Genomic DNA, 13,913 nt, shown 5'->3' on the forward strand with positions numbered 1-13,913 from the left:
CGAGAAAAAGAATATCCTACTTAAGGCTAGTGTATGCATCAGGGAGAAGAGATGGCAATCTCATCACACGGAGATTACCAGGGCGAGCCCTCTGGTTTGAAAGAAAGGCCAAAGAACGAGGTAGCTCAATCTTTGTGAACACCGCTGTAGTGCTGCGTTCCTCATTGGTATGAATAAAACGCTGAATCAAGGTCTAGGGCTAAAGCAGGCATGCCTTACCCATAGGTTTAGCTAGCAGGAATGTCAGCGCCAATGAGGAACGCAGCACTACCGGTAGTTTGTTGACGCGGGAAAAGAAGGATAGAATGAGGCAGAGGAGGCAGAGAAGATGACAAAACGCATCGAAGTAACAAAAGCCCCAGCGCCCTTGGAAGAGTATGTGGAACACTTTGATCCTTTGTTTGGTAAGAGCAATCAGCGCAATGGATTTCGGCGATATGTGGAGGGTCTGTTGCTGCCGAGCGAACGGCACAAGACGCTCACAGGAGTGATGAACACCGAACCAAGAGTCGGAGCCCAGCTACCACGAGCGCAAGCGCTGCAATGGTTCCTCTCGGAAGCGGATTGGGATGAGCGAAAACTGCAAGCAAGTCGGCTCCAACTGTTGCGCGGGGACCCAACAACCGCCCCCACGTCCAAGGGAGTTCTGGTCATCGATGAGACGGGAGATCGCAAAGATGGCCACAAGACGGCTCATGTCGGCAGGCAATATTTGGGAAAACTGGGAAAGGTCGACAATGGAGTGGTCTCCGTCACGAGCCTGTGGGCGGACGAAGCAGTCTATTCCCCCATCGATGTTGAGCCCTACACCCCTGCTCACCACTTTGAGAAAGGCGAGGACGATCCTGCTTTTCGGACGAAACTCAAGATTGCCCTGGAATTGGTCAACCAGGCGCACACGGAAGGAATCCCTTTTCGAGCGGTGGTGGCGGATACCTTTCACGGAGAGGACCGCCCCTTGAGAACAGGATTCAGGGACCTCAAGCTGGGCTATATGCTTGCCCTCAAGCCTTCTCATGACTGGTGGCATCGGGCAGGCACCCCAGGGTCGCTGCGAGAAGTGGCCCAATCGGCTGGCTGGAAGAGTGCGGAGTTGCCGGGCCAGTGGGTACCTCTCACGAGAACATTTCGAGATAGGAGCATACAGAACTGGTGGGCGCTGGAGATCGTGGCAGGACCGTATGGGACAGACAAGACGGAACGAGCTGTGGTGGCAACCACCGATCCACAGACCTTGCCCGATCTTACCACTTGGTATCTGGTCACTAACCTCCCTGCTCGCACCGCGTGCCCGGTGACCGGACACCCGTTGGCCCCGGCGAACCTGGAAGAGGTAATCAGGTTGTACGGGCTGCGCATGTGGGTGGAGCAGAGTTACAAGCAGGTCAAACACGCCCTGGGTTGGTCACAGTATCAAGTGAGAAGCGACCAGGCCATCCGGCGGCACTGGCAACTGGTCTGTTGCGCCTTCTCGTTTTGCTGGTATCACGCCTCTCACCCCTGCTCCAGCGCGATGGAAGATGCGAGAGAAGCATCTAAGCTGCCAGTTTCTCCAGAGCCAGAGGTTGTTGTCGACATGACAGCAACGGGAAAAAAAAATCAGCCAGGAAACAGGATCTCGTCCACCTCTGTCCTGGCCGGTGGCACTACGGGCTGTGCGCGGGTGGTTGGAGCCCTGGATCATGCTTCGGCGCTTCTGGCGAGCGTGGTCAGAGCAGCCCCCACCATCTCTTCTCCAGTGCTTGCTTGATCAGCTTGGGCGGGGACAAGGACTTTTCCTCTATGGCACGTTTTGATTGTTGCTCCCCTTTTTACGCATCCAGCCAAGTGCATGGATTGCTCGGCTCATCGAAGCTGGGCTCACGTGCATGCCGTGCTCAGCTTCCCACCACTGGCAATACTCTCGGCTTTCTTGCATCGGGGTGAGCTTCCAGCATCTCTTGCACTCCCATCTGCAACGCTGCACCTTTCTTCGAGGGCCGCCCAGGAAGAGGTCGCGGTAGGACCGTTCCTGTTTCGCGCCTTTGCTTGAGGTATCGCTTGATGGTCGCCCGCGACACCTGGAAATGTTTGATGATCTCCGCTCGGGATTTCCCGTCGTCAACTGCGCGAAGCACTTGTTGTCTCAGGTCTTGTGGATACGCTCGCATACCTCCATTGTGTCACCTGGTTCAAGCTTTCTGCAAGCCGCAGTCAACAAAGTACCGGTAGTGCTCAATTCCTCATTGGTGATACGCTAAAAGAGAGAAAGCAAGTCACCAAGAGAGGAGCAGAGCTATGCCCAAACACGTGCAAGCCCGAGCGGCGCAGGATGCCCAGGAAGAACGCCAGGTGCGCAAACTGGCCAGGAGTCACCACGCACCTGCTGATTGGAAGTTTCATGCCCAGATGGTGGTGGAGAGCTGGGCAGGCAAGACGCCGCAAGAGATCGCCACCACGCTCTCATGCCATCCGAGAACCGTGCGCATCCACCTGAACCGCTTCAATGCGCAAGGGATCAACGGCCTGGGAATGCGGGAAGGAGCGGGACGTAAACCGCGCTTGACCGAGCAGGAGCGCAGCCGGATTCTGGCCCTGGTGAAGCGACCACCTCCAGGGAGGTTAGAGCGGTATGCCGATGGGAGCCTGCAGGCCCGCGAGGAAGAAGGTTCAGCGCAATGGAGCTTGGATGCTCTCACGGAGGCGGCCCATGCCGCGGGTATCCAGGTGGAGCGGAGCCAGATCCGACGGATCTACCTGCGTGAAGGGGTACGCTGGCGCAATCGCCAGAGTTGGGGAACCAGTGATGACAAAGACTTTGCCCCAAAAGAACTGCGGTCGTCACCCACTACACCGAGCCACCCGACGGGTCGACGACCATCTGCACTGACGAGTTAGGACCGGTGACCCCGCGTACCTTCGCGCCAGCGCCTGGCTGGTCAGCGGATGGGCACCGCATCAAAGCTCCCCTGGAATACAGTCGTGGGGATGACAAGGTGTGGATCTATGGAGCGCTGCGGGTCCGCGATGGCAAGGAGATCACGCGCTGTGCGGCTGCGCGTAATTCCAAGAACTACATTGAGCTGCTCAAAGACATCGAGGCGGATAATCCGACAGGGGACATCTTTATCATCACGGACAATCTCTCCAGTCACAATAGTCTGGAAACCCGCACCTGGCTGGTGGACCATCCGCGCATCCAGCACATCTTCATTCCCAAAGGCGCCTGTTGGCTCAATCTGCAAGAAGGGTGGTGGCGCCTCTTCCGACGCGATGCCTTCGCTGGCCAGAGTTTTGCCAATGCTCATGAGATCGAGCGAGCGATGAGCGTCGCCACGGCGCAACTCAATCGGCGAGCCAAACCGTGGATCTGGGGACGGCCGCCCAAAACGCGACGCCACCTGCACCGTCTCTTTTCTTACCGCCTTTGAGGAATAGAGCACTAGGTTAGCGAAAATGGTAGCGGTACACGATGTAGGCCAGCCCTGAGAAGACAGTTGTTGCTCCGATTGTAACTATGTCTCTTGTGATGAGATAGCTAACAAATGCCATGCATACATAAACAGGAGTGCAGAGGGTTAGGAACCATTGGGCTTGGCTAAGTTTGGTAGATGGCCTTTTCTTATGTTTGGACCTGGAGCTGGCGAGAGAATTTGTGACGTGTGAGTCGCCTCCTCCGTTCGAGAATGTAGACAATTAAAATTATCTCCTTTTGCTAAGGGAGCGCAGAACTTTGTTTGCCGACGAAGTTCTGTGACATCTAAGGGACGAGACCACAAACCTCAACATTTGTGGTCTCATTTATTTATGACGCGGAGCCCTCTTTTCTGGTGACAAAAAACATCTATGCAATATAACCTAATTCTGGGGACAGCGTATCTAAAAGTGAAATGTGTACGGTAAGGAGGTTTTCGGTCAAAACTGGATAGGCTACTGCTCGTTTGAGACTAAAATACTCGTTTTCTGGCGAACAACTCGGCGTAGTATCAACTTTCTGCAACAAGCGTTGTCAGAAATACTATAAAATCGCCACTTCCGACTCATAAAATCGCCACTTGTTTGAGCTCAAATAGATGAGTCAAGAGCAATTTCTCTGACACATAACTTCGCCGTGTTCCCATTTTGACGCATAAATCGCCTCTTGACCGGATTTGGGGCATAGTGCTTGCTTGTTGAGAACGAAAATTTGACACGTAATGATATAGTCCTTTCCAGAAGAACCTACTAGAAGGGTGTTCCATCGCCGAATGTGAGGTTGTCATGGAAGAGACCTCATTGCTTTCCCTGCCAGAAGGCATGCTGCTTGATCACATCCAGATCACCGAGATCAGCTTGATCATCTCGGTGACCTCAACGCATCCTACATCGTGCTGCCCGCTCTGTTGTGAAGTGTCCTCGTCCATAAAGTGCCATTATCGCCGAAGCTTGCGTGATGCTCCTTGTGGAGGCCGCTGCGTCCAACTTTGTCTCACAGTTCGGAAATTCTACTGCCGCAATCCGCTCTGTGAGCGAAAGGTCTTTACCGAGCGCCTCCCGGCCTTTGTGGAACCCTGGGCACGAATGACAATCCGACTCTGCCAGCAGATCACTTCTCTTGGGCTGGCAACCTGTGGCAAAGGCGGCACTCGATTGGCCGCTCGTTTAGGCATTCAGACTTCTCGCCAAACGATCTTGCGCCGCATCATGGATCTCCCAGATGTCTCTACCGGGTCAGTCCTCTTTCTGGGAATAGACGATTTTTCCTTTCAACGCGGCTACCGGTTTGGAACGATCTTGGTAAATCTGGAAAGTCATCGGGTGATTGATCTCCTCCCTGATCGGCAAGCGGAGACATCGGCGCGCTGGATGCGCCACCACCCGGACTTGATGGTCGTGAGTCGTGATCGTGGTAGTGAGTACGCATCAGCAGCTTCTCAAGGCGCTCCCCAGGCCATTCAAGTAGCAGATCGTTTCCATGTGGTAAAGAATTTGACGGAGACAACACAACTCCTCCTGGCACGATGTCAGGCAGAGATTGTAGCTGTCAGCAAAGCAGAAAAGCCAGAACAGAGCAAGGACGTGATCTCTATCGAGGAATGGCGTCCTCTTGAACCTGCTCATGTGGAAAAAGCGCGACTGGCCCGACGAGCAGGGCGATATGCACGCTATCAGCAGGTGGTGGAGTTGCGAGCGCAAGGGATGAAGCCCAAACAGATTGCGCAGCAACTTGATATGGGAGAACGAACGGTACGGGACTGGCTCAAACGAGGAACGTTCCCCGAGACGAAAAAACGGCGCAAGAGACAAAGTTCTTTCGATCCATTTGCCCCATACGTCCTCCAACGCTGGCAAGCTGGAGAACGCAATGGACTGACACTCTGGCGTGAGGTGAAGGAACAAGGCTACAGTGGATCGGAGCGAAGCATCTATCGCTACCTGGAAACACTCAAGCAAGCGGAGGTAAGAACATCTGCCAATATGCATCGCCTCCACAAATTTTCTGCTAATACAGCCGTGTGGCTCTTTGTCCGTGACCCAAACCTGCTTGATGAGATTGAACAAGGCGATCTCGCAGCCTTTTGCCAAGCCAGCACGACGCTCAAGAGAGCATACCATCTCATTCAGGAGTTTTTATCGATGGTCCATAAGCGAGAAGGACACCGGCTAGATGCCTGGTTAGAGCAGGTCGCTGCCAGTGAACTCCCAGAACTGCAACAATTTGCTTGTGGCGTAAAGCGAGACAAAGCTGCAGTGAGGGCTGGTTTAACGTGGTCCATCAACAATGGAATGGTGGAAGGGCATGTCACAAAACTCAAGCTGATCAAGCGAACCATGTATGGTAGAGCCGGATTTGCTTTGCTTCGTCAACGTGTGCTTCATGCGCTGTAGCGAGAAAGAGGGAGCCTTTCTCTTCTTGCAGTATCAGTATAGCAGAAAATTCTTTAGGCGTCTGTAACCTGCTAGACTGTTCTCTACAGACAACTGAGGTATAGTGCTCTTGAAACGTTTTATGTTCTTCAACACACGTCTCTCTTGGAAAAGGAGCCTCTGCCTATGGATCTCATTCTCATTCGCCATGGAGAATGTGGCACCAATTCAACTGATGACAGCCTCACACCTGTGGGGGAATGGCAGGCACTGCAAATTGGGCGACGACTAGCGGATGTGCCAATCACAGCGCTTTTGAGTAGTCCACTGCTGCGGGCATTAGGGACCGCAAGCATTATCGCACACCAGATCGGAAATTGTCCGGTCGAGGTATGGACAGAGCTTCGTGAAGGGCTTGATAGTTCATACAGAGGCTATGGGAGCCAGGAACTGCTCCGACGCTTTCCACTTGCAGTTCTGCCTTCCACTATTGAACCGGACGGTTGGAATCATGGAGGTGATACGCAAGAAAGCATGTTTGAGCGTTGTCGACAGATCCTCAACACATTGCTTGAACGTTTCAGGTCCGATGATACCATCGTTGCCGTGACTCATGGAGGAATGCTCACGTATCTCTTTCATGTTCTGCTCCAGATCTCGCCACGCACCCCAAGCTGGTTTGAAATCGACTATGGTGCGATTAACCGAGTTCGCTTCGTCCCCAAGGAACAACAGAAAGCATATCTCCCACTCTACCCTCGTATGGAGATAGAAGTCCTGAGCATCAATGACATTTCACATCTCTGTTAAGTGACCCCAGAAAAGGAGTAGCGCTCAATCAATGCCTACTCCTTTTTTCTTAAAAGGTCGGAGGAAAACAGATCTTTAGCACATCCATACTCTCTTTTTGATGATCCTGCTCTCAGCAAGCAAGCACTATGCCCCAAATCTGGTCAAGAGGCATAAATCTGCCGTGAAACATGGAGCACCAAATTCGTTCACGAGCTCGCTATTTTCTTCCGGTTTTACTGTATTTGCGGCGGATTTATGCGTCAATGCGGCACAGATATGCGTCGGAGGTGGTAAATGCCCTGAAATGTGAGCAGGTTTGGCCCTCAAAGGTGAGCACTTGACCTGAAATATGAGCACTGGTAGTACCTCATCCGGGCAATGCGGCTCCTGACCTTGCATATTCCATCGACATCTTGTAAATTAGGGGGCAATTGCGGTGCGCGGACATTGCAGCCGGCCTCATGAAAGCGATACTCCTTGTCAACGACCAGTGACATCTCGACAAGTGGCATCCAAAAGAGTTGGACCTCGCGCCAGAAACAAGGGCACCCAGGAGAGCCAGTGCCAAGACCTGCAGGAGTATTTCGCTGATCTCGCAGTTTCCTCAGAAGGTGGCCACAACCGCTTTGGCAAATGTCGCAAAGAATAGCGCAGTAGAACAACCAGAGGGAGGACCAAACATGTGAATTTTGGAATTAAATGGGCGGATTCCGAAGAAATTGGATAATTACATGGGCGAATGCTTAGAAAGCCAAAACCGGCCAGCAGAGCGGGGCTAGTTCTTTTTCGACAATGAATATATGTCCTAATACCCGTTTTACCGCCCACTTAATTATCCAATTTCCGCCCACGGAATAAATGATTTACACCAAACACGCTGGAAAATCAACCTACATCCACCATTACCGATGAATATATGTTACGGAGGTAATCATGCGAAACATCGTAGTATCCGAGTTTGTGTCGTTGGACAATGTTATGCAAGCGCCTGGTGGCGCAGATGAAGATACCGAGGGCGGCTTCACCCACGGCGGGTGGACAGGGCCGTTCTGGCACGATGACATTGGTGCGCACTTCTTTGAGGCCATGAGCCAAAGTGACGCGCTGCTTCTGGGGCGCAAAACATGGCAGATCCACGGCGGGGCATTTGAACCAATGCCAGCCGGTGACCCTTTTGGCGATCTCATGAACAGCATGCCGAAGTACGTTGTTTCCACCACACTGACAACGGCCTCGGCCTGGCGCAACTCCACCTTGATTAGCAGCAATGTTGTCGAAGAAGTACGCAGCTTGAAAGCACAGCCCGGCAAAAACATCGTCATCGATGGCAGCAGCGTGCTGGTTCATACCCTGGCCGAGCACGATCTGATTGACGAATATAGCTTACATGTTTACCCAGTTGTGCTCGGCAGTGGCAAGAAGCTTTTTCCAGAGGGGCTGCGCGTTCATCTGCGCCTGATCGAATCCAGGCCACTGCCATCAGGTGTTGTGCTTATGCGCTACGCGCGTGCATGATGGGCCGCCGGCTACGCAATGGGAAAAGGATGAAGCTGAGCGGTGAAAGCACTCCAGTTCCCAGCAAACTGGATCGAGAACTGATCTTATCGGTCCTGTTTTGATCAACATGTCGGTGGTATCGGCAGAGTTGACTCTTGTATCGTCTCAAACACTCTGCCGAGAATGGAACTGTGCCGCAGTTCTCTCCTTTGCGGCAACGAGGCCCGTTCCTTAATGCAGAGCCTAGAGAGCAAACCGAGCCATATGATGCCAACTCGGTTTGCTGGGAACAGGCCCAGAAATATCTTTGGCCGCTTCTCGTATGAATGGACCGGATTCCATCGCTAACGATGGAATCCGGTCCATTCATACGAGAAGCGGCCATTTACAACTCTTAGGAGAAAGAGGCCAGATGTGGAGCGGTTTTCTCAGGCGACTCCACGCCAGTGCTCATATTTCAGGTCAAGTGCTCACCTTTGAGGGCCAAACCTGCTCACATTTCAGGGCATTTACCAGGTTTTGCGCGAGACGCACTCTGCACTGACCTCCCGAATTTACAAAAACGGTGCGCAACAATCCGCCTCTGGAGCGGCCTTTCAATTGCTCATGGTAAATGCCCTACGAAGTGAGCGAATCTGGCCCTCAAACATGAGCATTTGCCCTCAATCTTGAGCACTGGTAGAAATGTTCGTGGGCAAAGTGCTCCACAAGAGGTTTCTTCCATCTGTATTTTGTAAATTGGAATGCATTGGGAAGTGCAGAACGGCTGCACATTGAGTGAGAAACGACATGTGCTGCGCAGCTTCAAGAGAGAGGGAATCTCTTACCGAAAAACAGACCCTGTCTGAGAATAGTACTCTAGATCCAGAAGGAATTGAGCACTAGGCGCGACCGATAAAGAAAGGATTGTACAGTGATCATGGAGAAAACCAATTCTGATGGCCGCTCAATTGAGAAAGAACTCTTCATCAAAGCCACCCCACAACGCGTCTTCCAGGCCTTGACCGAGCAAGCCGAGCTGGAACGCTGGTTTCTTGTGAAAGCCGAACTCGATTTACGGCCTGGGGGTGCGATCAGCTTTGAGTGGGATCGTGCGAGGGGAGTGTACAACTTTGGCAAGATCCTCGTCCTCGACCCGCCTCATCGCCTCAGCTATACCTGGGAAGCCATGGAGCCGAGTCCCACTCCGGTAACCTTTGAATTGACCGCAGAAAACGATGGCACCCGTCTCCATCTCATCCATTCGGGCATCGGCGAAGGCAAGGAGTGGGATCACTATTACACTCTCAGAAACAACGGCTGGAACATTCATCTCGAACATCTGGTTGCCTGGCTCGAAACCGGTACCTGCCCTTCCCCCGGGCCCATCGAGCGTCCCTCATAGTGTAATATTGGTTAACGTTCACGTTTTGTCACGCGCGTTCTCAAGCTAGCTCACGTTATGCCATACTCTGGCATAGACAAGCACGAAACGTGAGGACCATTACCCGTTCCTTGAGGCTCGGGTCTATGCCATACTCTCTCATAGCTGAGACCGCTTCTCCGCTACACACATGGACATGGTAAAAGAAACGCTGATAGTCAAAAAAGAATTCATTTGGAGGAAAAAATGATGAAAATGCAAGACTCGACAGCCATTACCATAGCACGCGCCCATATAAACGCTTGGAGTCATCATGATTGGGAGAAGACAAGAGAGCTACTCGCACCAAATGTACACGCTGTGGTAACAACTACGCAGCCCATGAAGGCTACCGCAGAATTGACAGGCATCGACGCTTACATGGAGCCCAAGATCAAAGCCGCGCAGCTTATCGAGGCCGGAAGTGTTCATGAGATCTCGGCAATTGGCGATGAAAGTAACGCACTCATTCTGGTAACTATGAGGATCGGTCTGGATCCAGGTGGGACGATGGTGACCTTAGCGAGAGCAATTCTCTACTTGCTAGATGAGAACAAGAAAATCAAAGAAGAACGGGATGAATACTTCATTCTTTCACAATAGCGCGAATTGGGACGAACAGGATTTTCTGCTTCAAGAACCACGCAGATGAATGACCCGTCCCTCAAAGATGGTGGAATGTCTCTGCGCATCGTTCATTCCCTTTCTCGTTTGTTACTCGCCAACCACGTCCCAGTCTGTTTTTCCTGTGGCCGACCAACGTTTCTCTGTCAGAGGGTCTGCTGCCCGGCGCTCGGGTGTGTGCTTTGAACCGGAGGACGCCAGAGCGAAGGGAGAGCGCAGGAAATTTTGTCCCAGTGTTCAAGATTGAGGGCAATGTTTCACGTTTGAGGGCCAGACCTGCTCACTTCGTGGGGCATTTACCAGGAGGACAGGAGGAGAGAGAAAAGCGCGAAGTATGTTTGCATGACAGGAGATGGAAGATGCTTGAGCGAGACCAACGAGGACAACTATACCTCTTGTGGCCGAGTCTGTGGTATCCTTTGTTAACAAGAGTTGAAATGGGTATCTTGTGCTCGTTCTTTACGAAGGGGGAAAGGATATATGAGGCCACTCCAAGATCTCTTTTCTGTTTTTCCTCTCATCGAATCGGAAAGACTCATTTTACGGCAAGTCATGTCCGAGGATGCAGCGGATTTCCTTGCCTGCCAGTCCGACCCAGATGTCTTCAGATACTCTGGCCGTTCTGAGCTGACCTCTCTGGAAGCTACAAGAGACTATCTGAACATCCTGTTGAAACGGCACCAGGAGCAGACTTTACTCTCATGGGGTCCCGACATTTTTACCCCCCGTTTTCCCCGCTAAGGATTCGTCGAGACGCTTCTGCTTGGTTTTCTCCCCGCTAAGCCTGAGGTGGGCTTCCTTTCCCATCTCAGGCGGTTTTATTGACGCGCAAGCAGGCAGTATGCTACAACCAAGACAAAACTGGAGAGAACGCCCATCGTGCCTAGTTATGACAAGATCCCGACGTACCTCAACCCAGAGCAACGTCACGCGCTGACACAGATCCCTTCTGACCTCTCTGATCGAGACATTGCACGTCACTACACCTTTACGGAGAAAGAGCGTGAACTGATCAATCGTCGAAGACGAGCTTTATCGTTTGACGCATAACCTCGCCAAAACGGGAGGATATGCGTCAGAGAAAGAAAATGGCGAGGTTATGAGTCAAATTTCACTGCAACCGGTTGTGAAGCGCCTCAGGAAAGGCCGGGAGAACGAAGCATCGGATCACCATTTAGAGAGACGATATAATACTTATACATTCTCTAATCTGGATAGAGCAAAGACAAAAGGTTATTGCCCTTTGTTGACAGCGACACATAGCGAGTGCGAACAGGCAAGGCTATCGATACTGAAATCAATTGTCCAACGGTCTGTGTACACTGTCGTGCTTCTTTTTGTTTTGTTTTCTAAATGTTCTGTAAGCTCCTAGAAACGATCCGAACACTCCAAGGAGTAAAAGGGCACCAAAAAAAAGTAAACTACTACTGTTGAGAGACATGAGGCCAGCCCCTGTTATGAAGATCGCATAGAATGCTACTAAGGCTATATAGCCTATAAACATAACCCAAAACGTAACTTTCGCTAGTCGTCTGGCTTCGGGTTCAGCGTTTTCAGCCATTTTCGAAAGAGGCGCCGCATTGGCTGGCTGGGCCAGCTGGCTCACGAGGATTGCCTTTGAAGAATCGACCTCAATACTCTGCCGTTTCTCCTCTTCCACTTTCTCTTTCTGGTGTCGTCGCTCTTCCTCGACGCGTCGCCGCTGTTCCTTTTCCTTTGCCTTACGAACCCGCTCTTCCTCAATTCCGCGAGCTTGCTCTTCAACTTGACGCCGTTTTTCTTTTTCAGTTTGGCGGCGTTGCTCTTCCTCAGCGCGTACGTTCGGAAACAAGGGAACATCAGCCACATCGCCTTCACTTTGATCAGGAGAGTACAAGCCAGGCCGAGGAGCATTTTTCTCTGGTAGTGCTACCAGTCGATCCTCTGACAGTTCTTTGAGATCACGAAGTGACATCGGATGTGATCGATGGAGGTCCCCATTCTTGAGAACGTCAAGCAGAGCATGAGAGAACATCGTAGAACTTTCGTCGGGCAGGAGGAGTGAAGGAGATTTCTGATCAGAAGAACAAAGGAGGACTGTCCCCCTCCCAGGAAAGCCGCTGCTTTTGGCCTGGACTGCAAAAGCATCCAGTGTTTTCTCGATGGCCGTCTGATCAGGTCCTCCCATGAAAGAGCGAAATGCAGCAGCGGCAAAGCAACAGTCCAGCAGCAGATACCGTCGAGCCTGGCGAGCCTGTTCTCGCAACACTTCTGCTAGCGCATCAATGGACAAGCCTGTTGCTCTCAAGCTGCTCGCATTCGCGCGGTGAAGCATCAAGTAAAAATCATGAGATGTACCGGCAAACCCTCCGTGTCCCACGAAATAGATCAACACGTCGCGCACCTTCTGGTGTGTCGCATTGAGTCTCTTTGACCGTTGTTGGAGAAAGGAGCCAAGCTGTTCTAGTTGGTCTGAGACACTAGAGGGAGAGTCAAAGAGATCCAGGAGGTTTGCTTCAGGCAAACCAAAGCCGCCTGGATCGAGCAGATAATTCCTGAACCCGTGCGCCGCATGCATGAAGGCTTCCGATGCCTGTAAGCTTGGGGAGTTCGGCCAAGCACTGGTGCCAAGCACGATGGCAAGGGAGGTAGAAGCAGTAGGCGAAAGGGCGGCTGCATTCATAGACCTGGCTCCTTGTGTTCAGCATGTTGCATCAGAAACTGCTCAAGCAAGCGCGCCGCATCTTTGTTCGTCAGATTCTCTGCCACTATCTTTTTTTCTCCGGTTGCAATGGTAAGTGTTGCGCTGTGTCGTTTTTGCAGCCAGTTGCCGATGGCCTGAACCGCTGCGACAACAGCAGGCGCGCCCATAATCAGCACCAGGGACGCTCCCAGATCTTGAGCTAGCGGATTCTCTCGTTGTCGTTGGACATGAAGCTCAGGAGTCGCATCTAAGAGGGCCTCTCGTAATTCTTCTGCATACTGGTTCGCCTCGGCTGCCGAGATCCCCTCAAAAGAGAGGAGGTAGGTTTGTTTGCTCATTGTGTTTCCCGCCTTTCAAGAAAAGAGCATAACAAGCTCATGGATTCCCCCTTGAAGGGGTTTGTTCCCTTTGTCAGGAGCTTGGCAATGTCACTGCGGAAAGACCCCACAAACAGCAGTTGTGCTGGTGACATCCGCAATGAAGCATCGGATCAAAACAAATCAGTTGATCAGCCAGTTTCTATGAGTTCTTTGCCTTAACGCTCGTAATCCCTTGATCTGTAATGTTTGGTTGCCTCTGTTTCATTTTGTTGGGTATTGTCAACTTAAGCAAAATTGTAGAGCTTAAACAAGAGAAGCAGACCCAAAAGTGGGGATGATGCCCATTTTCTGACCGTTTTTTCTGGAGAATCCTAGCGAATGTGGCGTCAATGTGGTGAAAGCTCATCAACAAAAATTTTTAAGTTGACAATACCCTCGAAGACGCGCTTGCGGCTGGCCTGGGTGCGCAGGATGCGGCCCGCCTACTCCATCTCGCAGCGCTCCTGGCGGTTGCCGTGACCAGAGCGGATGAGCAGGTGGCGCTCGACCTGCTTCCAGGCAGGACCGGCCCTCTCGCCAGCAAAGGCATCAGCTGGGGCCAGAGCGTGGTGATGATCTGGTTGATGGCGAGGCGGCTGGCATCGAGGAGCCGCAGGGCCTGAGCTTGCATGCCATCGGGCACGCGGATGGGGAACGAGAGCGTTTGCGTTTTGACCACCTGCGTCCTCCTGGTTTCTGACCCCGCGAGACGATTCGCTGCTGGGCCATC

Annotated in this window: 13 protein-coding genes; 9 read left to right on the forward strand and 4 right to left on the reverse strand. The window is 52.2% G+C overall.

Annotation, left to right across the window (positions count from 1 at the left end; all coding sequences use genetic code 11):
* Positions 1 to 328 precede the first annotated feature (328 nt).
* Positions 329 to 1,750: an IS701 family transposase gene (locus tag KRAC_RS36885; RefSeq protein ID WP_007916259.1), complete on the forward strand. Its 1,422-nt coding sequence runs from the start codon at positions 329 to 331 to the stop codon at positions 1,748 to 1,750.
* Positions 1,751 to 1,877: 127 nt separating this feature from the next.
* On the opposite strand, the gene KRAC_RS36890 is transcribed toward KRAC_RS36885, so the two are convergent.
* A complete protein-coding gene (locus KRAC_RS36890) occupies positions 1,878 to 2,150 on the reverse strand; it encodes a helix-turn-helix domain-containing protein (protein ID WP_040445629.1) in 273 nt (90 codons plus the stop codon).
* A gap of 127 nt (positions 2,151 to 2,277) precedes the next feature.
* On the opposite strand from KRAC_RS36890, the gene KRAC_RS36895 reads away from it, so the two are divergent.
* From KRAC_RS36895 to KRAC_RS69500, 8 genes are all read left to right on the forward strand, one after another.
* Positions 2,278 to 2,877: a helix-turn-helix domain-containing protein gene (locus KRAC_RS36895; protein ID WP_007916261.1), complete on the forward strand. Its 600-nt coding sequence runs from the start codon at positions 2,278 to 2,280 to the stop codon at positions 2,875 to 2,877.
* Entirely contained in the window at positions 2,859 to 3,410 is a 552-nt protein-coding gene (locus KRAC_RS36900) for an IS630 family transposase (RefSeq protein ID WP_157507737.1), read from the forward strand. The genes KRAC_RS36895 and KRAC_RS36900 overlap by 19 nt, the downstream gene beginning before the upstream one ends.
* Before the next feature lie 829 nt (positions 3,411 to 4,239).
* Positions 4,240 to 5,847 carry an ISL3 family transposase gene (locus KRAC_RS36905; RefSeq protein WP_007915325.1) on the forward strand — a complete coding sequence of 536 codons (1,608 nt, stop codon included), beginning with the start codon at positions 4,240 to 4,242 and terminating at the stop codon, positions 5,845 to 5,847.
* Between the two features lie 165 nt (positions 5,848 to 6,012).
* Positions 6,013 to 6,636, forward strand: a complete 624-nt coding sequence (locus KRAC_RS36910) for a histidine phosphatase family protein (RefSeq protein ID WP_007915324.1) — start codon at positions 6,013 to 6,015, stop codon at positions 6,634 to 6,636.
* Between the two features lie 915 nt (positions 6,637 to 7,551).
* Complete coding sequence (locus KRAC_RS36915) at positions 7,552 to 8,133, forward strand: dihydrofolate reductase family protein (protein ID WP_007916265.1); 582 nt, start codon at positions 7,552 to 7,554, stop codon at positions 8,131 to 8,133.
* A gap of 901 nt (positions 8,134 to 9,034) precedes the next feature.
* On the forward strand, positions 9,035 to 9,499 hold the full coding sequence (locus KRAC_RS36920) for an SRPBCC family protein (protein ID WP_052568857.1): 465 nt from the start codon (positions 9,035 to 9,037) through the stop codon (positions 9,497 to 9,499).
* A 225-nt stretch (positions 9,500 to 9,724) separates the two neighbouring features.
* Positions 9,725 to 10,120 carry a nuclear transport factor 2 family protein gene (locus KRAC_RS36925; RefSeq protein ID WP_007916268.1) on the forward strand — a complete coding sequence of 132 codons (396 nt, stop codon included), beginning with the start codon at positions 9,725 to 9,727 and terminating at the stop codon, positions 10,118 to 10,120.
* A 900-nt stretch (positions 10,121 to 11,020) separates the two neighbouring features.
* Positions 11,021 to 11,191 carry a DUF4158 domain-containing protein gene (locus KRAC_RS69500; RefSeq protein ID WP_157507513.1) on the forward strand — a complete coding sequence of 57 codons (171 nt, stop codon included), beginning with the start codon at positions 11,021 to 11,023 and terminating at the stop codon, positions 11,189 to 11,191.
* A 247-nt stretch (positions 11,192 to 11,438) separates the two neighbouring features.
* On the opposite strand, the gene KRAC_RS36935 is transcribed toward KRAC_RS69500, so the two are convergent.
* The 3 genes from KRAC_RS36935 to KRAC_RS36945 all read right to left on the reverse strand — a co-directional run bounded on the left by KRAC_RS36935 (position 11,439) and on the right by KRAC_RS36945 (position 13,862).
* Positions 11,439 to 12,515: a hypothetical protein gene (locus tag KRAC_RS36935; protein ID WP_157507515.1), complete on the reverse strand. Its 1,077-nt coding sequence runs from the start codon at positions 12,513 to 12,515 to the stop codon at positions 11,439 to 11,441.
* Between the two features lie 284 nt (positions 12,516 to 12,799).
* The gene (locus KRAC_RS36940) at positions 12,800 to 13,162 is read right to left on the reverse strand and encodes an effector-associated constant component EACC1 (protein WP_007916272.1); all 363 of its coding nucleotides are present in this window, start codon (positions 13,160 to 13,162) and stop codon (positions 12,800 to 12,802) included.
* A gap of 400 nt (positions 13,163 to 13,562) precedes the next feature.
* Positions 13,563 to 13,862 (reverse strand): hypothetical protein, encoded by a 300-nt coding sequence (locus KRAC_RS36945; protein WP_007916273.1) that lies wholly within the window; start codon positions 13,860 to 13,862, stop codon positions 13,563 to 13,565.
* Positions 13,863 to 13,913: the final 51 nt, after the last annotated feature.

This window comes from Ktedonobacter racemifer DSM 44963 (assembly GCF_000178855.1).
GTDB classification, from domain to species: Bacteria; Chloroflexota; Ktedonobacteria; order Ktedonobacterales; family Ktedonobacteraceae; genus Ktedonobacter; species Ktedonobacter racemifer.

Excerpts from the sequence above, each read along its gene's own strand:
- KRAC_RS36915 (WP_007916265.1), top strand. The coding sequence starts at position 7,552 with ATGCGAAACATCGTAGTATCCGAGTTTGTGTCGTTGGACAATGTTATG.
- KRAC_RS36910 (WP_007915324.1), top strand. The coding sequence starts at position 6,013 with ATGGATCTCATTCTCATTCGCCATGGAGAATGTGGCACCAATTCAACT.
- KRAC_RS36905 (WP_007915325.1), top strand. The coding sequence starts at position 4,240 with ATGGAAGAGACCTCATTGCTTTCCCTGCCAGAAGGCATGCTGCTTGAT.
- KRAC_RS36890 (WP_040445629.1), bottom strand. The coding sequence starts at position 2,150 with ATGCGAGCGTATCCACAAGACCTGAGACAACAAGTGCTTCGCGCAGTT.
- KRAC_RS36925 (WP_007916268.1), top strand. The coding sequence starts at position 9,725 with ATGATGAAAATGCAAGACTCGACAGCCATTACCATAGCACGCGCCCAT.
- KRAC_RS36895 (WP_007916261.1), top strand. The coding sequence starts at position 2,278 with ATGCCCAAACACGTGCAAGCCCGAGCGGCGCAGGATGCCCAGGAAGAA.
- KRAC_RS36940 (WP_007916272.1), bottom strand. The coding sequence starts at position 13,162 with ATGAGCAAACAAACCTACCTCCTCTCTTTTGAGGGGATCTCGGCAGCC.
- KRAC_RS36920 (WP_052568857.1), top strand. The coding sequence starts at position 9,035 with ATGGAGAAAACCAATTCTGATGGCCGCTCAATTGAGAAAGAACTCTTC.
- KRAC_RS36885 (WP_007916259.1), top strand. The coding sequence starts at position 329 with ATGACAAAACGCATCGAAGTAACAAAAGCCCCAGCGCCCTTGGAAGAG.